The following is a 21,665-nucleotide window of genomic DNA, read 5'->3' on the forward strand; positions in this document are numbered from 1 at the left end:
TGCTGTGTGATTGAATTTCGGGACATCCAGAAAACCTATACCAGCGGGAAATCGGAAGTCGTGGCCCTGCGCGGCATCGACATGACGGTGAGCGAAGGAGAAATATTCGGCGTCATCGGCCACTCCGGCGCAGGCAAGTCGACGCTCATCCGCCTGATCAACCTGCTGGAGCGGCCCAGCGCCGGCACCATCAAAGTCTCCGGCGTGGATCTGATGTCGCTCAGCGATGCCGGCCTGCGCCGGTTCCGCCAGCGCGTGGGCATGATCTTCCAGCATTTCAATCTGCTGGGTTCGATGACGGTGGCCGGCAACATCGCCTACGCCATGCGCATCGTGGGCGCCAAGCGCAAATCCGAGATCGATGCGCGCGTGGACGAGTTGCTCGAACTGGTGGGGTTGTCGCGCCACAAACACAAATATCCCAGCCAGCTCTCGGGTGGCGAAAAACAGCGCGTAGGCATCGCCCGGGCCCTGGCCAACGGCCCATCGGTGCTGCTGTGTGACGAAGCCACCAGCGCGCTCGACCCCCAGACCACCCAGTCCATCCTGCAACTGCTGCGGCGCATCAATGAAACGCTCAAGCTCACCATTGTGCTGATCACCCATGAGATGGACGTCATCCGCAGGATATGCGACCGGGTCGCCGTCATCGATGGCGGGCGCATTGTCGAGCAAGGCCCGGTCACCCGGGTCTTTCTGCATCCCCGCCACCAGACCACCCAGCGATTCGTGCAGGAAGCCGAAGATGCCGACGACGGCCTGAGCACCCTGACCCGGCCGGCCGACGGCCCCGGGCTGTATCGCCTGACCTTCCTCAAGGAGGTGGTGCACCAGCCCATGCTGACGACGGCCGCGCGCGAGTTCGGCGTGGATTTCTCGATTATCTCGGGCCGTTTCGGGGCCATCAAATCCGAACCCTGCGGGCAGATACTCGTGCGCCCTCTGGGCGCGGCGGCGCAGATCCAGGCAGCCATGAAGAGCCTGGCGGCGCATGGCGTGGACGTCGAACGGATAGGAGGCTGAATATGCAATGGTTCAACGACTATTTCGCCAACGTGCAATGGCACGAGATCGGCGCAGCCACGGTGGACACCCTGGCCATGCTGGGCGCCTCGCTCAGCCTCACGGTGATCATCGGCCTGCCGCTTGGGGTGGTGCTGTTCCTCATGGGGCCGCGGCAATTGCTGGACTCTCCCAAGACCTATGCAGCGCTGTCCTTTGCCGTCAATGTGCTGCGCTCGATCCCCTTCGTGATCCTCCTGATCGCCATGATCCCGGTGACGGTGCTGCTGACCGGCACGTCCTTCGGCGTAGCCGGATCGGTGCCCTCGCTGGTGGTGGCCGGCACCCCTTTCTTCGCCCGCCTGATCGAGACGGCGCTGCGCGAGGTCGACCGCGGCATCATCGAGGCTTCCCAGGCCATGGGCGCCACCACGCGCCAGATCGTCTTCAACGCCCTGCTGCGCGAAGCCCTGCCGGGCATCCTCGCTGCGGCCACCGTCACCGCGATCGCACTGGTTTCATACACCGCGCTGGCGGGCGTGGTCGGCGGCGGCGGCCTGGGCGACCTGGCGATCCGCTACGGCTACCAACGCTTTCAACTCGACGTGATGGCCATCACCATCGTTTTGCTGCTGCTGATCGTCCAGGCGCTGCAGAGCACCGGCCACCGGCTGGTGATCCGCTACAGCCACTGACTCCCCTCCCCACAAAACCAACAGGAGACAAACCATGTTCAAGCCGTTGCTGCTGTGCGTTCTCGCCTGCCTGCCCCTGGGGGCCCAGGCTGCCGACAAGCTGATCGTTGGCGCGAGCCCCACCCCGCATGCCGAGGTGCTGGAGAAGATCAAACCGATGCTCGCCAGGCAGGGCGTGGACCTGGAGGTCCGCGTGTTCACGGACTTCATTCAGCCCAACGCCCAACTGGCGGAAAAGCGCATCGACGCGAACTTCTTCCAGCACCAGCCCTTCATGGACGAGTTCAATCGCACGCGCGGCACCCAGATCGTCAAGGTGGCCGATATCTTCATCGCCCCCTTCGGGGCCTATTCGCGCAAGGTCAAGGACGTCAAGGCGCTGCGCGAGAACGCCCTCATCGCGATTCCCAACGACTCGGTCAATGCCGGGCGCGCCCTGCAGCTGCTGCATCAGGCCGGCATCCTGCAGCTGGCCGACCCGGCCAACAGCATGGCCACCGAACGCGACATCGTGGCCAACCCCAAGCACGTCGTGATCAAGCAGTTCGAAGCCCCCATGCTGCCGCGCACGCTGCCCGAAGTGGACCTGTCCATCATCAACACCACTTATGCGCTCGAAGCCAAGCTCGATCCGCACAAGGACGCACTCTTCCTGGAGGGCGACAAGTCGCTCTTCATCAACCTGCTGGCGGCGCGCCCGGACAACAAAGACAGCGAGTCCATGGTCAAGCTGGCCGAGGCGCTGCGCTCGCCCGAGGCGCGCGATTTCATCCAGCAACGCTTCAAGGGCAGCCTGGTCCCGGTGTTCTGAGCCAACTGTCTATTCCAACCCATAACGCGAAACCCGCCATGAAACGCAAACTCCGATTCGAGACGCTGGCCGTGCACGCCGGCAACAAAGTCGACGCCGCCACCGGCGCCGTGGTCGCCCCGATCCATCTGTCCACCACCTTCGAGCGCGACCCGGACGGCGGCTATTCGCGGGGTTTCATGTACTCGCGCAATCACAACCCGAACCGCAATGCGCTGGAAGACGCCCTTGCCGCGCTCGAAGACGGCGCCGCGGCGGCGGCCTTCGGGTCGGGCCTGGCCGCCGTCACGGCGGTGTTCCAGGGTCTGCAACCCGGCGATCACGTCGTGGCGCCACAGGACATCTACCATGGCACGGCTAACGTGCTGCGGCATCTGTTCGCCAAATGGGGCGTCACTTTCACCTTCGTGGACATGACGGATCTGGATGCGACGCGCGCGGCCCTGCGCCCGGAAACCCGCATCCTGTGGATCGAAACGCCGTCCAACCCGCTGCTGCAATGCAGCGACATCGTCGCACTGGTCGAGATGTGCCGGGGCCGCGACATCCGCGTGATCGCCGACAACACCTTCGCCTCTCCCGCCTTGCAGAACCCGCTTGCGCTGGGTTGCGACATGGTGATGCACGCCACCACCAAATACCTGGGCGGACGCAGCGACGTGCTGGGCGGCATGCTGGTGACGCGCGAGCAGGATGCGCATTTCGAGGCCGTGCGCAGCGCCCAGCTGTTTGGCGGCGGGGTCCCCTCGCCTTTCGACTGCTGGCTGGTGATGCGCAGCCTCAACACTCTGCCCCAGCGGATGGCGGCGCATTGTCGCAATGCCGGGGCGATCGCCGCCTACCTGCAGGCACATCCGAAAGTCTGCGCCGTGCACTACCCTGGCCTGACTGACAGCCCTTTCCATGCCGTGGCCAAACGTCAGATGCGCGGCTTCGGCGGCATGCTGTCGTTCGAACTCAGAGAAGGCAAGGAGGCTGCCATGGGGGTAGCCGCCAAGGTCGAGCTGTTCACCCGCGCCACCAGCCTGGGCGGTGTGGAAAGCCTGATCGAGCATCGTGCCTCGATCGAGGGCCCGCAGAGCGTGACGCCGCAGGGGCTGCTGCGCGTGTCGGTCGGCCTGGAACACCCGGACGACCTGATCGACGACCTGGCACAGGCACTTGAACAGGTGTGAGCGCCGCCATGCAGGGCCGGGACTCCGCAAGCTGGCGCAACGGCGGCGTGCTGGTGGTCATCCTGGCCCAGTGCCTGGGGACGTCGCTATGGTTCAGCCCGGCCGGAGCGGCAAACGGATTGATCGCGCGCTGGCAGCTGAGCGGCGCCCAGTTCTCCTGGCTGCTGGCAGCCACCCAATTGGGCTTCATCGCCGGCTCGTTCGCGCTGGCGCTGACGGGCGCTGCCGACCGCCGATCCACCAGCCGGGTCTTTGCCTGCAGCTGCCTGATGGGTTCCCTGGCCAACGCCGCTCTGACCCTGCCGGACCTGGGCTTTGGTACAGCCTGGTGGCTAAGGGTGCTGGTGGGCATCAGCCTGGCCGGCATTTATCCCCTGGGAATGAAGCTGGTGGTGCAATGGATGGGAGGCAAGCCTGCGCTTGCGCTGGCCTGGCTGGTCGCCATGCTGACGCTGGGCACCGCCATCCCCCATGCCTTGCGCGCCATCGGTCTGGCCTGGCCCTGGGAGGCGGTACTGCTCGGCGCCTCGCTGCTCGCCCTGGCCGGGGGGGCGCTGGTGGCCCTGATCGGCGACGGCCGCGCCCCAACCGCCATCCCGCAACCCTTGCGGCTGAGCGGGCGTGATCTGCGGGCGCTGTGGGATCTCCCCCGGCTGCGCGCCGCGGCCTGCGGCTATTTCGGCCATATGTGGGAGCTGTATGCGTTCTGGGCCGTGGTGCCGGCCCTGTGCCTGGCGATCGCCGCCTCGCCGGCGGCCCCCGCGCCGGCTTTGTGGAGCGGCTGGCTGGCGGCAACCGTCATCGGCGCCGGCGCGCTCGGCTGCATCGTGGGCGGCTACCTTGCGCGCCGGATGGGCAGCGCACGCGTGGCCTGCGCGGCGCTGGGCGGCTCCGGATTGATCTGCCTGCTCTACCCCCTGCTGCCCGAGTCGATGGGCGGATTGCGCCTGGCCGCGCTGCTGCTGTGGGGCGTCCTGGTGGTGGCCGATTCGCCACACTTCTCGGCACTCTCGGCCCAGGCCGCCCCGCCCCGGCTGCTGGGCCTGGCCCTGGTGCTGCAGAACGGCATCGGCTTTCTGATTTCGGTCATCTCCATCGTGCTGCTCAGCGCCCTGATGGATCTCTGGGGCACACGCGCCTTGTGGCTGCTGGCCCCCGGCCCCCTGCTCGGTCTCTGGGCCATGCGCGGCCAGCTCGGCCGTGCGCGCCCGTGCTTCAACAAAGAGGATTGAAGTTATGCATGCACTCGTTCAAGCATCCCTGGCGCTTGCGCAGCACCTGACTGCGCTGCGCCGCGAGCTGCACATGCAGCCGGAACTGTCTTTCTCCGAACGCGAGACCGCGCTGCGGATCCGTGCCGAGCTCGATCGCCTGGACATCCCCTGGGAAGCCGTGGGCGAGTACGGCACCGTGGCTACGATCACCGGCGCCCGGACCGACCGGGCGGTGCTGCTGCGCGCCGACATGGATGCCTTGCCCATCCAGGAGGAAAACGAAGCGCTGAGCTATCGTTCACGTCGTGCGGGCGTCATGCACGCCTGCGGCCACGACGGCCACGTGGCCCTGCTGTTGGGCGCGGCCGAGTTGCTCAGACAACAGCAATCCAGTCTGCAAGGGGTGGTGAAGCTGTGTTTCCAGCAGGCCGAGGAACGCGGCGGCGGCACGGCCGAAATGATTGCGCATTTGCGCGACCAGCCCCTGGTCAGCGCATTCGCCATCCACCTGTGGTCGGAACTGCAGGCCGGGCTGATCTGCACCCGCAGCGGCCCGCGCATGGCAGGCTGCGACAACTTCGAGATTGTGCTGCAGGGCCGCGGCACGCATGGCGCGCATCCGCATCGCGGCATCGATCCGCTGCTGGCCGCCGCCGCCGTGGCCCAGGAGGCTTCCCTGCTGCCGCGTCGCGAGATCGACCCCACCCATCCGGCGGTACTGTCCTTCGGCAAGCTGCAATCCGGCCAGGCAGGCAATGTCATCCCGCAACGCGCCGAACTGGCCGGCAGCATCCGCTGGGCCCTGCCTGAAGACGGCGACCGGCTCAAGGCCGCCCTGGAGCGCGTGGTCCACAGCGTAGCGGCCGCGCATCGGGTCGAGCCCAGCCTGACCGTGCGCCGCGGCGGCGGCGCGCTCGTCAACGACGCCGCCGACAGCGCGCTAGCCACCGGCTGCGTGCGCGAACTCTATGGCCCCCAGGCCGTAACGCTGTTTCCGCCGCTTATGGTGTCGGAGAATTTCGGCGACTTCTTCGCCCTGTGCCCCGGCCTGATGGCGCTGGTCGGCGCCGGGAACGAAGCCGTGGGCGCGTGTTATCCGCATCACCATCCCAGGTTCAACATCGACGAAAGCGCGCTGTCGCAAGGCGCCGCCCTGATGGCGCTGTATGCCATCCGGCGCCTCGCGCCGGCCACCGCCTGAACCGGGCATGCCTGCCCCAGTGGCGGCGCCCCCCCGATGGTGCCGCATCCAGTCCCCAAGTACCAAATATAATGTAAACTCAATTCATTCTCATTTATTTTCACAGATTAGTTGATGGCATCGGAATCCCGAAATCATCGTGCGCAACGCCGAATTTCCGTTTTCACCATCCCCGTTCGACAACCTTCCGGCCTCGTTTTCCTAGCGGCCACCGAATCTCCGCATCCCGCCTCTCACGGCATGGCGGCAGCCCTCTCATGACTTGGGGCAACCCGATCGATGCCCCGGAAGCCGACGACGCGCTGCAGCAGCTGGCCGGTCCGCGCCACGCCAACACCCACGAGACCCCTCAACGGACTCACACCCGAACCGGGCTTGCCCCACGCCCCCGGCTTGGCGGACTGGCGTCACCCCTGTTCAAACAGCGCTACCGGGAGAGCGTCTATTGCCCCGCGCCAGGTTTGGAAATGGCTTGCGCGCTCCGGCTCGAGATGCATATGGATTTCTGACGGCCTTCGGGCCTGACCTTTCAACCCCGGCTGAAACAGCCATTCTTTTAGGATGCTCCACATGTTCAAGAAAACACTTTGCATGCTCGCCCTGGCCGCCCTGGCTGGCGCCGCCCAGGCCCACCAGGTCTGGCTGGAGCAGGCCGAGGGCGGCAAGGCCGTGCTGCGGTTCGGCGAGTTCGGCGACAACCTGCGCGAAGCCTCGCCGGGCCTGCTGGACAACTTCGTCAAGCCGGCCGGCACGCTGCTGTCGGGCAAGCAGGAACAGGCCGCCCAGGCCACCAAGACTGCGGATGGTTTCGCCCTGCCGTTTGCCGCCACGGACGGCGAAAGCATCGTGGCCGAAGAGGCCAGCTACCCGATCCACAGCTTCGAGCGCGACGGCAAGAAGATCAGCAGCTGGTACCGCCCGGCAGCCCGCCTGGTGACCACCCTGAATGCCCAGTCGCCCAAGCTGCTGTTGGACATCACCCCCACCGGCAACGAAGGCGAGTTTCTGGTGACCTTCAACGGCAAGCCGCTGCCCAAGACCGAAGTCGAACTGGTCACGCAGTCCGGCTGGGCCAAGAGCGACTACTCCGATGACAAGGGGCTGGTGAGCTTCGACATGCCCTGGAAGGGGCAGTATGTCGCGGAGGTCAGCCACACCGATCGCACTCCGGGCGAACGCCAGGGCGAAAAGTATGATGCCGTCAGTTATGTGACCTCGCTGACCTACGTCAAGCCGGCCGGCGTGGAGCCGATTCCGGCCGGCCCGGCCATGGCCCCCCACAAGAAGTAATCCGCCAGGGAGGGCGCGGCGGACCCTGCATAATAGCCACCCATGTTCGCCACCGCGCCCACCCCCGCCAGCCGCCGACGCCGTCTGGCCAGCATGCTCTACGAGGCCGTTCTGCTGTTCGGCGTCGGCTTCGTGGCGACCCTGCTGTTCGACCTCCTGATCCGGGCAGGCGGCTTCCCGCTACTGCGCCAGACCTGGCTGTTTCTGGCAATCGGCCTGTACTTCCTGCTCAACTGGTACGCCCGGGGCCAGACCCTGGCCATGAAAACCTGGCGGCTGCGCCTGCTGGATCGCCATGACAGACGCCCTGCGCCGGCGCGCCTGCTGCTGCGCTATCTGCTGTTGTGGCCGCTGCCGTTGGCCTGCGCCTGGCTGCTGCACCAAGTCGCACAGGCGGGCGACTGGCCTGCCCTGGATCTGCTCATCGTTGCGACCCCTCTGAGCCTTTTCATTCCGACCTGGTTCGATCCGCAGGGCCGCTTTCTGCATGACCGCCTAGTGGGCACTCGGCTCTGTGTTGCGCCCTAGCCGCAACGTCACGTCCCCGTCACCGTTTTTTCACGGCGCCGTCATGTGCGCTTGCTTTCATGTCCTGGCCACTTGGACAGAAGGAGCACGCCGTGAACGAAATTCGTCCCACGCACTGGCGCACCGTGTGGATATCCGACATTCATCTGGGCACGGCCGGCTGCAAGGCGGCCTATCTGCTGGATTTCCTCGAGCACAACGACTGCGACACGCTCTATCTGGTGGGCGACATCATCGACGGCTGGCAGCTGCGCAAGCAATGGCACTGGCCGCGCAGCCACAATGACGTGATCCAGCGCATCCTGCGCAAGGCCCGCAATGGCACGCGCGTGATCTTCATCCCCGGCAATCACGATGAATTCGCCCGCGAATTCGTCGGCTTTGCCTTTGGCGACATCGAGGTGCTGGACGAAGACATCCACACCACCGCCCAGGGCAAGCGCCTGCTGGTGCTGCACGGCGATCAGTTCGACGGGGTGATCCAGCACAGCAAGTGGCTCGCCCATCTGGGTGATGGCCTCTACCAGTTCGCCCTGTGGGTGAATCACCACTTCAACCGCCTGCGTCATCGCATGGGCCTGCATTACTGGTCCTTGTCGCAGTATCTCAAGCACAAGGTGAAGAACGCGGTGGCCTTCATGGGCAACTTCGAGCAGGCGCTGGCCGGCGAGGCCCGCCGGCGCGGGCTCGACGGCGTGGTCTGCGGCCACATTCACCAGCCTGCCCTGCGCGAAGTCGAGGGCGTGCTGTACTGCAATGACGGCGATTGGGTCGAAAGCCTGTCGGCACTGGCCGAAGACCACAATGGCCAGCTGCAACTGCTCGATTGGGCCCAGGCCATGGCGGCCCGTCCGGCCACGTCCACCGGACGCCGCAGCCTCGCCCTGCCTGCGCTGCCCTCCTCCTTGCGGCGCCAGGACCCACACCCGTAAATACCCTTATACGTCCCCCTTACGGATACGGGAATGTTGCAGTTCCCTGTCCTCTCGTTCATGCTTGCATTTGCGGGGAACGGGCCTGGGGCCGGTTTTCCCCGCAACTCGTTGCCATCGAGCTCTCAACACCAAGGGCCATGAACGATCAATATCAGGCGCTGTACCAAACCTTCAGCTGGCTGGTTCCTAGCTACTTCAACATCGCTGAAGTCTGCTGCCACCGGTGGGCGGCCAATACGGCCGATGCCCGCCGTATCGCGATCTTCTACGAAGATGAGGCCGGCAACCGGGAAGTCTGGACCTACGCCCGTCTGGCCGAGGCCGCCAACCAGTTGGCCAACGGCCTGATCAAGATGGGCGTGGAGCGCGGCGACCGCATCGGTGTGGTTTTAGGACAACGTCCGGAAACGGTCGTGGCCCACATGGCCATCTACAGTGTCGGCGCGGTGGTGCTGCCGCTGTCGCCGCTGTTCGGCCCCGATGCCCTGCAGGCCCGCCTGAGCGATGCCGAAGCCCGCATCGCCATCGTGGACGCCGCCTCCAGCGCCAATCTGCTGGCCATCAGCGACGACTGTCCCGACCTGAACCAGATCATCGGCATTGGTTTCGCCGACGAGCGGGTGCTCCCCTGGCGCAGCCTGCTGGCTCGCCAGCAGGCCGACTTCAAGCCCGTGCAGACACGCGCCAGCGACCCCGCCATCCTGCTCTACACCTCGGGCACCACCGGGGCGCCCAAGGGCGCACTGCTGCCGCACAGCGCCCTGATCGGCAATCTGCCGGGTTTTGTCGCCTCACAGGACTGGTTCCCACGCCAGGCCGATGTGTTCTGGTCGCCGGCCGACTGGGCCTGGACCGGCGGCCTGATGGACGCGCTGTTGCCCACGCTGTATTTCGGCCACCCGATAGTCGGCACCCGCAGCCGCTTCTCCCCCGAACGCGCCTTCGAGCTGATGGAGCGTTATCAGGTCACCAACGTCTTTCTGTTCCCCACGGCACTGAAGATGATGATGAAATCGGTGCCCCGGCCGCGCGAACGCTATCAGCTGGCCCTGCGCGCCATCATGAGCGCCGGGGAGAGCGTGGGCGAAGCCGTCTTTGAATGGTGCCGCGAGGCGCTGGATATCACGCCCAACGAAATGTTCGGCCAGACCGAGATGAACTACATCATCGGCAACAGCCAGCGGCGCTGGCCGGCACGCCCCGGCAGCATGGGCCGCCCCTATCCGGGCCACCGGGTCGCCGTCATCGACGAGGCTGGCCAACCGCTGCCTGCCGGTCAGGTGGGCGAGATCGCCCTGAACCGGCTGGACATCCACGGGCACCTGGATCCGGTGCTGTTCATCGGCTACTGGCGCAATGATGCCGCCACGGCCGACAAATACACCGGCGACTGGTGCCGCACCGGCGACCTGGCCAGCGTGGACGCTGACGGCTACTACTGGTATGCCGGACGCGCCGACGACGTCTTCAATTCGGCCGGCTACCGCATCGGCCCGGCTGAAATCGAAAACTGCCTGCTGTCGCATCCGGCCGTGGCCAACGCGGCCGTGGTGCCCAAACCCGATCCCGAGCGCGGCGCGCTGGTCAAAGCCTACGTCGTGCTCACCGACGACTATCTGGGCCGGCCGGCCGACGCCCTCACCCAGGCCTTGCAGGAGCATGTCCGCTCGCGCCTGGCCCCCTACGAATATCCCAAAGAAATCGAGTACGTCACCCAGCTCCCCATGACCACGACCGGCAAGATCCAGCGCGCTGCGCTGCGCCGCCTCGAACAGGAGCGCGCCGCCGCGGCGGCCAACGTACCCTCATCCCCCTGACCTCATGGCCATCTACCAACTCGACGACTTCATCCCCGCCATCGATCCCTCGGCCTATGTGGCCGACAGCGCCGATCTCATCGGCCAGGTGATCCTCAAGGCCAATACCAGCATCTGGTCCAACGTCAGCATCCGGGCCGACAACGACACCATCACCATCAGCGAGCGCAGCAATGTCCAGGAGGGCAGCGTGCTGCATGTGGACGAAGGCTGCCCCATGCTGATCGGCCCGGACGTCACGGTCGGGCACCAGGCCATGCTGCACGGCTGTACCATCGGCGCGGGATCGCTGATCGGCATGCAGGCCATCGTGCTCAACCGGGCCGTCATCGGCAAGAACTGCCTGATCGGCGCCGGCGCCATCGTGCCCGAAGGACGCGAAATCCCCGACAACTCCCTGGTCATCGGCGTGGGCAAGATCGTGCGCGAGCTCACCCCCGAAGAAATCGCCGGCATCCAGGCCGGCAACCAGCACTATGTCGAACGCGCCCGCCACTACAAACAGGCTCTCAAACGCATTGGCTGACATGCCGCCCGGCCGGCCGATCGGCTAACATTCCGGCATGGACGATTTACTCAAGAAATACCTTTTCGACACCCGCAACGTGCGGGTGCAGGCCGTGCGCCTGCACGACACCTGGAAACAAGCGCAGGCCCAACAGACCCATCCGGCGTGCGTCACCCGCCTGCTGGGCGAACTGGTGGCCGCCGCCACGCTGCTGGCCGCCAACCTCAAGTTCGACGGCTCGCTGGTGCTGCAGATCCAGGGCGACGGCCCGGTCGCCCTGCTGGTGGTCGAGTGCCGCTCCGACCTGAGCCTGCGCGCCACCGTCAAGATCCGCGAAGGCCACGAAGTGCCGGCCGACGGCACCATGCAGTCTCTGCTCAATGCCCGCGGCCAGGGCCGCTTCATCGTGGTGCTGGACCCGGCCAACAAAGTCCCGGGCCAGCAGCCCTACCAGGGCATCGTGCCCCTGGAAGGCGATACCGTCGCCGAGGCCCTGCAGCACTACATGAAGGCCTCCGAGCAGCTCGACACCCGCCTGTGGCTGGCTGCCAATGACGATGTCGTGGCCGGCCTGCTGCTGCAGCGCCTGCCCGACCACGGCGGCCACGAGACCGGCGACGCTTCGCCGGCCGAAACCTGGGAGCGCGCCCAGGTGCTGGCCGGCACGCTCGAGACCGAAGAGTTGCTGGCGACCGACACCGACACGCTGATCCACCGGTTGTTCTGGCAGGAAACCCTGCTGACCTTCGAACCGGCGCCGGTGCGCTGGTTCTGCCCCTGCACCCGCGAACGCGTGGCCTCGATGCTGCGCACCCTGGGCCAGGCCGAGATCGACAGCATCCTGGCCGAGCAGGGCAAGGTGGAGGTCCACTGCGACTTCTGCGGCAAGCCCTATGCCTTTGACGCGGTTGACTGCACCGGCCTGTTTGCCGCCGGCACACCGGCGGCCGAGCAGGACCCGCCCACCGTGCACTGATCCTGCCGCCGACAGGTAGCAGCCACAATCGACGGCCGGAGCCTGGCGCGCAGATACTGCCGCCATGCGCTCCGGCCCTTTGTTTTCCCGCATGCCCTTTCGCCGTCAGGCCGGCCAGGCCCTGCCTGAGTTTCTGCTCAGCGGCCTGCTGGTCCTGTGGCTGGGCAGCGCCATCTACGAAACGCTGCAATGGCGCCAGGAACGCGAGGTGCTTTATCTGGCGCTGGCCGAGGCCGCACGCGCCGGCAGCCGCCAGCAGCTGGATCCGCAGGCCATGGCACAGGCCTTCGAGGCGGCGCTGCGCCCGCTGGCGGCCCGGCGCGCCGCCGCGCTCGCCGCCGCCGGCCTGCCGCGCTGGCGCCTGGAAGTACTGCAACCGGCCGCCGCGCATTACCGCCTGCATGGCCGGACACTGCCCGGCCTGCCCGCGCCGGCCATCCGCCACGACCGCCAGCCGGAGCAACACCGCCTGCGCCCCGGGCCGCCCACCATTTTTGAAGCGAATACGCTGCGGCTACGCCTCACCTACGCCAGCAGCCCTGCCACGCCCTGGATGGCGGCGCTGCTGCCGGCCCTCGCCCCCTTGAGCACCGATCCCTGCCGGCGCGCCCTGCTGGCCGCCGGCTGGCTGCCGCAGCGCCTGGAACTCGCCATCGAGATGCAAAGCCACGCACGACGATGGCCCGACACCGTCAGCATCTTCGCGCAACGCCTGCCCTGCCGCTGACGCCAAAAAGCCCAGGGCCGCTTTTCAGCGGCCCTGGGCAGAGGCAAATGCAGGCACGATCGGCTCAGCGTCTTGGCGCGGAGCCAGCGCGCGCTGCGGGCTTGGGCGCCGTGGCCTGCGGCACGGCATTGGCCGATGGCAACGGCGTGCCTGGCGGCAGCACGTGCACGAACACCTCGCCTTCCCGCATCATGCCCAGGTCACCGCGTGCACGCTCTTCGAGCGCGCCCGTGCCACTGTCCAGATCACGAACCTCCGCCTCCAGCGCCGCATTGCGCGCACGCAGGCCTTCGTTGGTTTCGCGCTGTGCAGCGACTTCACGCTGGTATTCCCAGACCTTGAACCATCCGCCCTTACCGACCCAGAGCGGATATTGGATCAGGCCGACCAGCATGAGAAGCACCAGGAACAGCAGGCGCATAGAGCGGGCATCCAGGAGGTTGATCTGTGCCAGACGCTGCCAGGGCCTGCCGGCCCCGGCAGATCACCTTAGCGCAGGTTGTAGAAGGCCTCGATGCCGGGGTAGGAAGCCACCTCGGCGAGTTCTTCTTCGATGCGCAGCAGCTGGTTGTACTTGGCCATGCGATCCGAGCGCGACAGCGAGCCCGTCTTGATCTGCATGGCGTTGGTCGCCACGGCGATGTCGGCAATGGTCGAGTCTTCGGTTTCGCCCGAACGATGCGACACGACGGCGGTGTAGCCGGCGCGCTTGGCCATCTCGATGGCGGCGAAGGTTTCGGTCAGGGTGCCGATCTGGTTGATCTTGATGAGGATCGAGTTGCCGATGCCCTTCTGGATGCCTTCACGCAGGATCTTGGTATTGGTGACGAAAAGATCGTCGCCCACCAGCTGCACCTTCTTGCCCAATTGCTCGGTGAGGAGTTTCCAGCCGTCCCAGTCGTTTTCGGCCATGCCGTCTTCGATGGAGATGATCGGATACTTGTCGCACCAGGTGGCCAGCAGATTGGCGAACTCTTGCGAGGACAGGGACACGCCGCCTTCGCCGGCCAGCGTGTACTTGCCGTCACGGAAGAACTCCGAGCTGGCGCAGTCCAGGCCCAGCGCGATCTGGCTGCCCGGCTCGTAGCCGGCTTCGGTGATGGCCTTCAGGATGAGCTGGATGGCGGCTTCATGGTTGGCCACGTTGGGGGCGAAGCCGCCCTCGTCGCCCACCGCGGTCGACATGCCCTGATCGTGGATCAGCTTTTTCAGCATGTGGAACACTTCTGCGCCCCAGCGCAGCGCTTCGCGGAAGCTGGCCGCGCCCACCGGCAGGATCATGAATTCCTGCAGGTCCAGCGTATTGTTGGCGTGCGCGCCGCCGTTGATGACGTTCATCATCGGCACGGGCATGCTCATGGGGCCGCTGCCGCCGAAATAGCGGTACAGCGACAGGCCGGACTCGTCGGCAGCGGCGCGGGCCACGGCCATGCTGGCTGCCAGGATGGCGTTGGCGCCCAGGCGCTCCTTGCTTTCGGTGCCGTCCAGTTCGATCAAGGTACGGTCGACGAAAGTCTGTTCCTGGGCGTCCAGGCCCATCAGCGCTTCGGAGATCTCGGTGTTGAGGTTCTCCACGGCGCGCAGCACGCCCTTGCCCAGATAGCGACCCTTGTCGCCGTCACGCAGCTCGATGGCTTCGCGCGCGCCGGTCGAGGCGCCCGACGGCACAGCCGCGCGCCCCATGGCGCCGGACTCCAGCAGCACGTCGCATTCGACGGTGGGGTTGCCGCGCGAATCCAGAATCTCGCGGCCGATGATGTCGACGATTGCACTCATTGCTTCACATTCCCTGAACGATGAACATATTCATGATGGCAGCGCCTTCGCGGGCATTGCGGGCGCGCCGGTATTGCCAGGAGTCGTAGAAAGCCTGGGCGGCAGCCATGGTGGGGAACTCCATCACCACGGTGCGGCCCGGTTCACGCCCCTCAAGATGTTTGGACTCGCCGCCGCGCACCAGGATCTTGGCGTCGTAGGCACGCATGGCCAGCGTCGAAAGACGCTTGTAGTCTTCGTATTGCGTGGGTTTGGTCACCACGACGTCGGCGATCAGATAGGCACTCATGCACTTCCTTTCAGAAGAACTGGAAACGGGTTCAAGGACGGCGGCCGCCATTATGCGCATGATAGCCAGGGATGGCACGTCGGATATACAAACGGTTGTATCCGAACGTGCATGCCCGGCCCAGGCTGACGCAGCGGGGGCCAGGCCCCCAGCGGCGATCAGGCCTGTTCGCCGCGGCGGGCCTTGCTCTCCAGCACCGCACGGATATAGCTGGTGAACAGCGGATGGCCGTCGCGGGGCGTGGAGGTGAACTCAGGGTGGAACTGCACGCCCATGAACCACGGATGGCTGGGCAACTCCATGATTTCAGGCAGGTTTTCAGTCGGAGTACGGGCGCTGATCACCAGACCGGCCTCTTCGAGACGCGGCACATAGACGTTGTTCACCTCGTAGCGGTGACGGTGACGCTCGTTGACTTCGTCGCCGTAGATCGACTGGGCCAGCGTGCCGGCCTTGATCGGGCAGCGCTGGGCGCCCTTGCGCATGGTGCCGCCCAGGTCGGACGAACCATCGCGCTTCTCGATCTTGCCTTCGCGATCCATCCATTCGGAGATGAGCGCCACCACGGGATGGGGCGCCGAGGGATCGAACTCGGTGCTGTTGGCGCCGCCCAGGCCGGCCACATGGCGGGCGAACTCGATCACGGCCAGCTGCATGCCCAGGCAGATGCCCAGGTAAGGCACCTTGTTTTCGCGGGCGTAGCGGATGGCGGCGATCTTGCCTTCGGTGCCGCGCTTGCCGAAACCGCCCGGCACCAGGATGGCGTCCAGGTGCTTGAGCTGGTCGGTGCCGCGCGTTTCGATGTCTTCCGAGTCGATGTACTCGATGTTGATCTTGGAGCGCGTATGGATGCCGGCGTGCACCAGCGCCTCGCTCAGCGACTTGTACGACTCGGTCAGGTCGACATACTTGCCCACCATGCCGATGGTCAGTTCGTGGCGCGGATGCTCCAGCGCCTCGACCAGGTTGTCCCACATGGACAGGTCGGCCGGCGGCGGCGTCAGGCCCAGCGCTTCGCACACGATGTTGTCCACGCCCTGCTGATGCAGCATGGCCGGGATCTTGTAGATCGAATCGACGTCCCACACCGAAATCACGGCATCCAGCGGCACGTTCGAGAACATCGAGATCTTGGCGCGCTCATCGTCGGGAATGCGACGATCGGCGCGGCAGAGCAAGGCGTTGGGATAGATGCCGATTTCGCGAAGCTTCTGGACCGAGTGCTGCGTAGGCTTGGTCTTGAGCTCGCCGGCCGAGGCGATGTAGGGCACCAGCGTCAGGTGCACGAAGGCGGCATTGTTGCGGCCCATGCGCAGGCTCATCTGGCGGGCGGCCTCGAGGAAGGGCAGCGACTCGATATCGCCCACCGTGCCGCCGATCTCCACGATCGCGACATCGGTCTGCCCCTGCCAGGCGGCATCGGCGCCGCGCGCCACGAAATCCTGGATCTCGTTGGTGATGTGCGGGATCACCTGGACGGTCTTGCCCAGATAGTCGCCACGACGCTCCTTGCGCAGCACCGACTCATAGATCTGGCCGGTGGTGAAGTTGTTCACCTTGCGCATCTTGGCCGAGATGAAGCGCTCGTAGTGGCCCAGATCCAGGTCGGTCTCGGCACCATCTTCCGTCACGAACACTTCGCCGTGCTGGAAAGGACTCATCGTGCCGGGGTCGACGTTGATGTAGGGGTCCAGCTTGAGCATCGTGACTTGCAGACCGCGCGATTCGAGGATGGCGGCCAGAGACGCGGCGGCGATGCCCTTACCCAGGGAGGACACCACACCACCGGTGACGAATACGTATTTGGTCATCGTAAGAGACGCCCGGGATGAACGGGCGCTAGCGGGAAATTTGGATTATAGCCGGGCTGCGCCGCCTGTCTGGGTTTTCCCCTAGACATGAAAAAACGGCCGGCGGCGACTTGCGCCACCGGCCCTGGCGCGACGCGCGCCCGGGCAGGGTCAGGACCCGCCCCGCTGGTGTTGGAGATACACCACAACCGGGCAGGCCTGCGGACTCAGAGGGGCTGCGTACGGGCGAGCAGCCACGCCAGCGCCTCGCCCTGCACCAGCGGCGCCAGCCGCTCGCGCACCTGGCGGTGGTAATCATTGAGCCACTGACGTTCGTCATCGCGCAACAAGGCCGGCTCGATGCAACGCGTGTCGATGGGGCACAGCGTCAGGGTCTCGAAACACAGGAACTCGCCCATCCCGTTCTCGAGCCAGCTGCGGGCCGCCACCAGGTTCTCGATGCGCACGCCCCACTGGCCCGGACGGTAGATACCCGGCTCATTGGAGGTGATCATGCCCGGCTCCATGGCGGTATGCGGGCCGGGCGCGGCGCGGTAGGAAATGACCTGCGGGCCTTCATGAACATTGAGAAAATACCCCACGCCGTGGCCCGTTCCGTGGCCGTACTCGGCGCCGCCCGCCCAGATCGGCGCACGCGCCAGGGCGTCGAGCATGGGCGAGGCGATACCGCGCGGAAAGGCCGCCATGGACAGCGCGATCATGCCCTTGAGCACCAGGGTGAAGTCGACCTTCTGGTCAGGGTTGGGGGTGCCGACAGCCACCACGCGGGTGATATCGGTGGTGCCGCCCAGGTACTGCCCTCCGGAATCGATCAGCAACAGGCCGTCACCCTCGATCACGGCATGGGCCGCCTCGGTAGCCCGGTAGTGCGGCATGGCGCCGTTGGCATTGAAGCCGGCGATGGTGGCAAAGCTCGGGCTGACATAGCCGGGCCGGCGCGCGCGCGCGGCCGTGATCTGCGTGTCGATGGTCAGCTCGGTGATGGTTTCGCGCCCCTGGGCGGCCTCGAACCAGGCGAAGAATTCGCACAGCGCGGCGCCGTCCTGGGCCATGGCTTCGCGCACATGCGCCAGCTCGGCGTCGCTTTTGCGCGACTTCAGCAGCGTCGACGGGTTGATGGCTTCCACCCGGGGCGTGGCCGGATCCATGGCGTGAAAAACCCCGCACGTCACGCGCGCCGGGTCGATCAACAGGGTCTGGTCGCCCTGCAGCGACCCCAGCGCCTCGGCCACCTGGTCATAGGCGGCGACCTGCACCCCGTCAGCGGCCAGCACGGCCTGCAAGGCCGCGTCGATCTTGCCCTCGGCCACGAACAACGTGGCATGATCGGGACCAATGAGGGCATGTCCGAGGAAAACCGGGTTGTAGCTGACGTCGGCGCCACGCAGATTGAAGATCCAGGCCAGATCATCCAGCGTGCTCACCAGGTGCACATCGGCCCCCTTGGCGGCCATGGCCTGGCGTACCAGCGCCAGGCGCTCGGCGCGCGACTGGCAGGCATAAGGCGCCAGATGCTCGTAGACGGGCGCCTGCGGCAAGCCCGGGCGATCCTTCCAGATGTCCTCGAGCAGGTCATGGCTGATGGACAGGGCCACCCCGGCCGGCGCCAGCGCCGCCGACAAGGCACGAAAGGCCGCCAGGCCCAGCACCTGGCCATCGACCCCGACGCAGCCGCCGGCCGGCACCCGGGCGGCCAGCCAGTCGACATGGCCGGGGGCATTGGCCACCGCGATCTTCATGAGCGTGATGCAGGTGCCGGCCAGTTGCGCCTCGGCCTGCACCCAGTAACGGCTGTCGACCCACAGCCCGGCAAAATCGGCCGTCACCACCAGGGTGCCGACCGAACCGTCGAAACCGCTCAGCCAGCGCCGCCCCTGCCACCGGCCGGGCAGATACTCCGACAAATGCGGGTCGGCGGAAGGCACCACATAGGCGTCCAGCTTGTGTTGGCGCATGGCCTGGCGCAGTGCGCCGATACGGTGATCGATGGTGGGCATGGAATTCCTCTAAACAACGGGTCGGGTCGGGTTCAGCGCAGCATGAAAGACATGGCCGCCAGGCTGTTGAGCGTGCGGATCGCAGCCTGCATGGTCTGGACCTCGAAGCGCAGGGTCACGCCATCGACGCGCTCCAGGGAGGGCCACATGCAGAACAGATCGGCCAGCGCCGGGCTCTGGGTCTGAAGCCGGCATTCTATCGGGCCGCCGATGCGCAACGGAACTGCCTGACCCGCATTGCGGACGGCCTGCTCGGCCGCCTGGGCAATAGCCCGGCGCGCAGCCGCCGGCGACAGCGTCACGCCGCTGCCCTGCCCGTGCGCCACCTTGGTCTGGACCCACTGGGCCTGCGGAAACAACGGCCGGGTTTCCTCGATGAAGACATCATCGCCCGAGGCGAGGATCACGGGCACGCCCAGCTCGCCGGCCAGCGCGCCGTACAGGCCGGCCTCACCCAGCTCACGGCCATTGATCGTCACCCGCGCGAAGGCGAAGCTGTTGATGGTGTGGGCCAGGATGCCGCACCCTTGGGCGCGCGAGTGATAACCCACCATCATCACGGCATCGCACCCCTCCTCCAGCCCGCCCATCATGCCCAGATAGCGCGGCTTGCCCAGCACCAGCCGGGCACGCTCGTCGATCTGGTCAGGCAGCAGATTGCGAAAGCCGCCATGCGAATCATTGACCAGCACCTCGGTGGCGCCACCGGCAAACGCCCCTTGCACGGCAGCATTGGCCTCGCCCGTCATCCAGGCGCGGGCGCGTTCGTATTCGCCGTTGCCGGCACGCACCTGTTCGGCATGGAACACCCCGGCCACACCTTCGATGTCGGTGGAAATCAGGACTTTCATGTTCAAGCTCCTTGTTCGTGAGGACGGGTCAGCCATTGACGCCAGTCGGGAATGGCCTGCGGCAAGGCGCGCCGCACATGGCCGTCACGGCCATGCACGGTCTCGGCCCGCCACAGGGCCGCCACGATGGCCTGCTCGCAGGCCTCGGCGGCCGCTTCGAACAGCGGATCGATCAGCGCCTCGTGCAGCATGGGCAGTGCCGGCATGGCGCGCTGCGGCTCGTGCGGCACGGTATAGGCCGTCGAGAAGGCCAGCGCAATATCGCCGCTGCCATGGCCGAACACCGAGCCTGTGCGTGCCAGGCCGGCGGCCGCACGCAAGGACAGGCGGCGCAACTGACGCGCGTCCAGCGGTGCATCGGTGGCCAGCAGCAGGATGATGGAGCCCTTCTCGGGCCCGGTTTCGGCCGCCGCGGCCAGCCGCCGGCCCACGGCATGCCCGGCCACCGTCAGCAGCGGCAGGCGACCGAAGTTCGACAGCACCAGCGCGCCAACCGTGTAGCGCTGGTCCGCACCGCAATCAGCCAGGCGCGAGGCCGAGCCGATGCCGCCTTTGAAGGAAAAACTCGACATGCCACGCCCGGCGCCGACCGCGCCCTGCGCGAAGTCGGGCGCGGCCGTGGCGCAGGCCTGCAGATAGTCGGCCTCGCTCACCGCCATGGCCTGGATATCGTTCAGATAGCCGTCGTTGCACTCGAACACCAATGGGTTCACGGTGCCCCATTCGCGCCCGATGCGCGGATTGGCCGCCACCGCCTGGCGGATCTGGGCATTGGCCACGGTCCCCACGCCAAAGGTGTTGGTGAGCGCGATCGGCGTCTCCAGCACCCCCAGCTCCTCGACCTGCACCAGCCCGACGCTTTTGCCGAAACCGTTGATCACACTGGCGGCGGCCGGCACCTTGTCCAGGAACAGATCGCCGCCATGCGGGCGCACCACCGTCACGCCGGTCTGACAGGCGCCTTCGGCATGCGTGGCGTGGCCGACGCTCACGCCGGGCACGTCGCTGATGGCATCGCGCGCGCCACTGGGCAGCAGGCCCACGCGCGGCTGATCGGCAGTCTCGTATTTGCTCATTGCATTGCCGCCAATGCGGCCCCGTTCAAATCTACAGAAAAAAGGGCACGGCTCGCGCCGCGCCCCTTGCCCGCTGCCACGAGGGCGGCTCAACGACGGTCGATCTTGGGATCGAGCGCGTCGCGCAGGCCATCGCCCAGCAGGTTGAAGGCCAGCACGGTCAGGAAGATGGCCAGCGCCGGGAAAATCGCCACGTGCGGCGCGAGCACCATATCGGCACGCGCCTCGTTGAGCATCGCGCCCCACTCCGGCGTGGGCGGCTGCGCGCCCATGCCCAGAAAGGACAGGCTGGCGGCCGTGATGATGGAGGTGCCGATCCGCATCGTGCCATAGACGACGATCGGCGAGATCGTGCCCGGCAGGATGTGGCGCATGATGATGGTCCAGTCGGAGGCGCCCACGCTGCGCACGGCCTCGACATAAGTCATCTGCTTGACCGCCAGCGTATTGCCGCGCACCAGACGGGCGAAGGCCGGCACGCTGAACACCGCCACCGCCACAATGACGTTGATCATGTTCGAGCCCAGGATAGCCACCACGCCGATGGCCAGCAGCATGCCCGGAAAGGCCAGCAGCACATCGGAGATACGCATAGTGATGCGCTCCCACCAGCCCTGGTAATAGCCTGCCATCAGACCCATGAAGGTGCCCACCACGGCGCCCATGGCGACTGACAGAAAACCCGCCGCCAGCGAAATGCGCGCGCCCATCAGGATGCGGCTGAAGATATCTCGGCCCAGGGAATCCACGCCCAGCCAGTGCGCCCAGGACGGTCCCGCATTGAGCGCGTCGTAGTCGAAGTAGTTCTCCGGATCGTAGGGCACGATCCAAGGTGCAAAAATGGCCACCAGAACCAGCAGCAGCACAAACAGGCCCGCGCCGACGGCCAGTTTCTGCTTCTTGAACTTGCGCCAGAACTCCGACAGCGGAGTGCGCACATCATTGCTCTTGGCCGTGGCCGGGGCGGTAGTCGTATTGCTCATGCC

The 21,665-nt window shown here is 66.3% G+C and carries 22 protein-coding genes; 14 read left to right on the forward strand and 8 right to left on the reverse strand.

What is annotated here, in order from left to right:
- The first annotated feature begins 6 nt into the window (after positions 1–6).
- The 14 genes from A7V84_RS06080 to A7V84_RS06145 all read left to right on the forward strand — a co-directional run bounded on the left by A7V84_RS06080 (position 7) and on the right by A7V84_RS06145 (position 12,879).
- Positions 7–1,023 carry a methionine ABC transporter ATP-binding protein gene (locus A7V84_RS06080; RefSeq protein WP_063492589.1) on the forward strand — a complete coding sequence of 339 codons (1,017 nt, stop codon included), beginning with the start codon at positions 7–9 and terminating at the stop codon, positions 1,021–1,023.
- 2 nt (positions 1,024–1,025) lie between these two features.
- Positions 1,026–1,697, forward strand: coding sequence for a methionine ABC transporter permease (locus A7V84_RS06085; protein WP_025517814.1), 672 nt, complete (start codon positions 1,026–1,028; stop codon positions 1,695–1,697).
- Between the two features lie 34 nt (positions 1,698–1,731).
- Complete coding sequence (locus A7V84_RS06090; RefSeq protein WP_063492053.1) at positions 1,732–2,508, forward strand: MetQ/NlpA family ABC transporter substrate-binding protein; 777 nt, start codon at positions 1,732–1,734, stop codon at positions 2,506–2,508.
- Between the two features lie 38 nt (positions 2,509–2,546).
- A complete protein-coding gene (locus tag A7V84_RS06095) occupies positions 2,547–3,683 on the forward strand; it encodes a trans-sulfuration enzyme family protein (RefSeq protein WP_063492052.1) in 1,137 nt (378 codons plus the stop codon).
- Positions 3,680–4,915, forward strand: a complete 1,236-nt coding sequence (locus A7V84_RS06100; RefSeq protein ID WP_232826098.1) for an MFS transporter — start codon at positions 3,680–3,682, stop codon at positions 4,913–4,915. The genes A7V84_RS06095 and A7V84_RS06100 overlap by 4 nt, the downstream gene beginning before the upstream one ends.
- A 4-nt stretch (positions 4,916–4,919) precedes the next feature.
- Complete coding sequence (locus A7V84_RS06105; protein WP_025517819.1) at positions 4,920–6,098, forward strand: M20 metallopeptidase family protein; 1,179 nt, start codon at positions 4,920–4,922, stop codon at positions 6,096–6,098.
- 257 nt (positions 6,099–6,355) lie between these two features.
- Positions 6,356–6,607, forward strand: a complete 252-nt coding sequence (locus A7V84_RS21425; RefSeq protein ID WP_063492051.1) for a hypothetical protein — start codon at positions 6,356–6,358, stop codon at positions 6,605–6,607.
- 61 nt (positions 6,608–6,668) lie between these two features.
- Positions 6,669–7,388, forward strand: coding sequence for a DUF4198 domain-containing protein (locus A7V84_RS06115; RefSeq protein ID WP_063492050.1), 720 nt, complete (start codon positions 6,669–6,671; stop codon positions 7,386–7,388).
- A 42-nt stretch (positions 7,389–7,430) separates the two neighbouring features.
- Entirely contained in the window at positions 7,431–7,916 is a 486-nt protein-coding gene (locus A7V84_RS06120) for an RDD family protein (RefSeq protein ID WP_025517823.1), read from the forward strand.
- Between the two features lie 59 nt (positions 7,917–7,975).
- Positions 7,976–8,848 (forward strand): UDP-2,3-diacylglucosamine diphosphatase, encoded by an 873-nt coding sequence (locus tag A7V84_RS06125; RefSeq protein WP_101604737.1) that lies wholly within the window; start codon positions 7,976–7,978, stop codon positions 8,846–8,848.
- Positions 8,849–8,988: 140 nt separating this feature from the next.
- Positions 8,989–10,668, forward strand: a complete 1,680-nt coding sequence (locus A7V84_RS06130) for an acyl-CoA synthetase (RefSeq protein WP_025517826.1) — start codon at positions 8,989–8,991, stop codon at positions 10,666–10,668.
- A 4-nt stretch (positions 10,669–10,672) separates the two neighbouring features.
- Positions 10,673–11,194, forward strand: coding sequence for a gamma carbonic anhydrase family protein (locus tag A7V84_RS06135; RefSeq protein WP_025517828.1), 522 nt, complete (start codon positions 10,673–10,675; stop codon positions 11,192–11,194).
- Positions 11,195–11,231: 37 nt separating this feature from the next.
- Positions 11,232–12,152: an Hsp33 family molecular chaperone HslO gene (hslO, locus tag A7V84_RS06140; protein ID WP_025517829.1), complete on the forward strand. Its 921-nt coding sequence runs from the start codon at positions 11,232–11,234 to the stop codon at positions 12,150–12,152.
- Positions 12,153–12,243: 91 nt separating this feature from the next.
- Positions 12,244–12,879: a hypothetical protein gene (locus tag A7V84_RS06145; protein WP_038855268.1), complete on the forward strand. Its 636-nt coding sequence runs from the start codon at positions 12,244–12,246 to the stop codon at positions 12,877–12,879.
- Positions 12,880–12,943: 64 nt separating this feature from the next.
- Here A7V84_RS06145 and ftsB read toward each other — a convergent pair whose 3' ends face one another.
- The 8 genes from ftsB to gsiD form a co-directional block, all read right to left on the reverse strand.
- Entirely contained in the window at positions 12,944–13,300 is a 357-nt protein-coding gene (gene ftsB, locus A7V84_RS06150) for a cell division protein FtsB (RefSeq protein WP_025517831.1), read from the reverse strand.
- 68 nt (positions 13,301–13,368) lie between these two features.
- Entirely contained in the window at positions 13,369–14,655 is a 1,287-nt protein-coding gene (gene eno, locus A7V84_RS06155) for a phosphopyruvate hydratase (protein ID WP_025517832.1), read from the reverse strand.
- Between the two features lie 4 nt (positions 14,656–14,659).
- Positions 14,660–14,944 carry a DUF1330 domain-containing protein gene (locus A7V84_RS06160; protein WP_025517834.1) on the reverse strand — a complete coding sequence of 95 codons (285 nt, stop codon included), beginning with the start codon at positions 14,942–14,944 and terminating at the stop codon, positions 14,660–14,662.
- 158 nt (positions 14,945–15,102) lie between these two features.
- Positions 15,103–16,755, reverse strand: coding sequence for a CTP synthase (locus A7V84_RS06165; protein ID WP_025517835.1), 1,653 nt, complete (start codon positions 16,753–16,755; stop codon positions 15,103–15,105).
- Between the two features lie 206 nt (positions 16,756–16,961).
- On the reverse strand, positions 16,962–18,752 hold the full coding sequence (locus tag A7V84_RS06170; RefSeq protein WP_063492049.1) for an aminopeptidase P family protein: 1,791 nt from the start codon (positions 18,750–18,752) through the stop codon (positions 16,962–16,964).
- Positions 18,753–18,784: 32 nt separating this feature from the next.
- Positions 18,785–19,603: a M55 family metallopeptidase gene (locus A7V84_RS06175; RefSeq protein WP_063492048.1), complete on the reverse strand. Its 819-nt coding sequence runs from the start codon at positions 19,601–19,603 to the stop codon at positions 18,785–18,787.
- 2 nt (positions 19,604–19,605) lie between these two features.
- Entirely contained in the window at positions 19,606–20,679 is a 1,074-nt protein-coding gene (locus A7V84_RS06180) for a DmpA family aminopeptidase (protein WP_025517840.1), read from the reverse strand.
- Between the two features lie 89 nt (positions 20,680–20,768).
- Positions 20,769–21,662, reverse strand: coding sequence for a glutathione ABC transporter permease GsiD (gene gsiD, locus A7V84_RS06185; RefSeq protein WP_025517842.1), 894 nt, complete (start codon positions 21,660–21,662; stop codon positions 20,769–20,771).
- Positions 21,663–21,665 lie beyond the last annotated feature (3 nt).

Origin of the sequence: Bordetella trematum, assembly GCF_900078335.1 — a bacterium.
Lineage (GTDB): Bacteria > Pseudomonadota > Gammaproteobacteria > Burkholderiales > Burkholderiaceae_B > Bordetella > Bordetella trematum.

Coding starts and splice junctions, on each gene's coding strand:
- A7V84_RS06095 (WP_063492052.1), top strand. CDS start 2,547: ATGAAACGCAAACTCCGATTCGAGACGCTGGCCGTGCACGCCGGCAAC.
- A7V84_RS06135 (WP_025517828.1), top strand. CDS start 10,673: ATGGCCATCTACCAACTCGACGACTTCATCCCCGCCATCGATCCCTCG.
- eno (WP_025517832.1), bottom strand. CDS start 14,655: ATGAGTGCAATCGTCGACATCATCGGCCGCGAGATTCTGGATTCGCGC.
- A7V84_RS06130 (WP_025517826.1), top strand. CDS start 8,989: ATGAACGATCAATATCAGGCGCTGTACCAAACCTTCAGCTGGCTGGTT.
- A7V84_RS06160 (WP_025517834.1), bottom strand. CDS start 14,944: ATGAGTGCCTATCTGATCGCCGACGTCGTGGTGACCAAACCCACGCAA.
- hslO (WP_025517829.1), top strand. CDS start 11,232: ATGGACGATTTACTCAAGAAATACCTTTTCGACACCCGCAACGTGCGG.
- A7V84_RS06180 (WP_025517840.1), bottom strand. CDS start 20,679: ATGAGCAAATACGAGACTGCCGATCAGCCGCGCGTGGGCCTGCTGCCC.
- A7V84_RS06085 (WP_025517814.1), top strand. CDS start 1,026: ATGCAATGGTTCAACGACTATTTCGCCAACGTGCAATGGCACGAGATC.
- A7V84_RS06165 (WP_025517835.1), bottom strand. CDS start 16,755: ATGACCAAATACGTATTCGTCACCGGTGGTGTGGTGTCCTCCCTGGGT.
- A7V84_RS06115 (WP_063492050.1), top strand. CDS start 6,669: ATGTTCAAGAAAACACTTTGCATGCTCGCCCTGGCCGCCCTGGCTGGC.
- A7V84_RS06125 (WP_101604737.1), top strand. CDS start 7,976: ATGTCCTGGCCACTTGGACAGAAGGAGCACGCCGTGAACGAAATTCGT.
- A7V84_RS21425 (WP_063492051.1), top strand. CDS start 6,356: ATGACTTGGGGCAACCCGATCGATGCCCCGGAAGCCGACGACGCGCTG.
- gsiD (WP_025517842.1), bottom strand. CDS start 21,662: ATGAGCAATACGACTACCGCCCCGGCCACGGCCAAGAGCAATGATGTG.
- A7V84_RS06145 (WP_038855268.1), top strand. CDS start 12,244: ATGCCCTTTCGCCGTCAGGCCGGCCAGGCCCTGCCTGAGTTTCTGCTC.
- A7V84_RS06175 (WP_063492048.1), bottom strand. CDS start 19,603: ATGAAAGTCCTGATTTCCACCGACATCGAAGGTGTGGCCGGGGTGTTC.
- A7V84_RS06090 (WP_063492053.1), top strand. CDS start 1,732: ATGTTCAAGCCGTTGCTGCTGTGCGTTCTCGCCTGCCTGCCCCTGGGG.
- ftsB (WP_025517831.1), bottom strand. CDS start 13,300: ATGCGCCTGCTGTTCCTGGTGCTTCTCATGCTGGTCGGCCTGATCCAA.
- A7V84_RS06120 (WP_025517823.1), top strand. CDS start 7,431: ATGTTCGCCACCGCGCCCACCCCCGCCAGCCGCCGACGCCGTCTGGCC.
- A7V84_RS06105 (WP_025517819.1), top strand. CDS start 4,920: ATGCATGCACTCGTTCAAGCATCCCTGGCGCTTGCGCAGCACCTGACT.
- A7V84_RS06170 (WP_063492049.1), bottom strand. CDS start 18,752: ATGCCCACCATCGATCACCGTATCGGCGCACTGCGCCAGGCCATGCGC.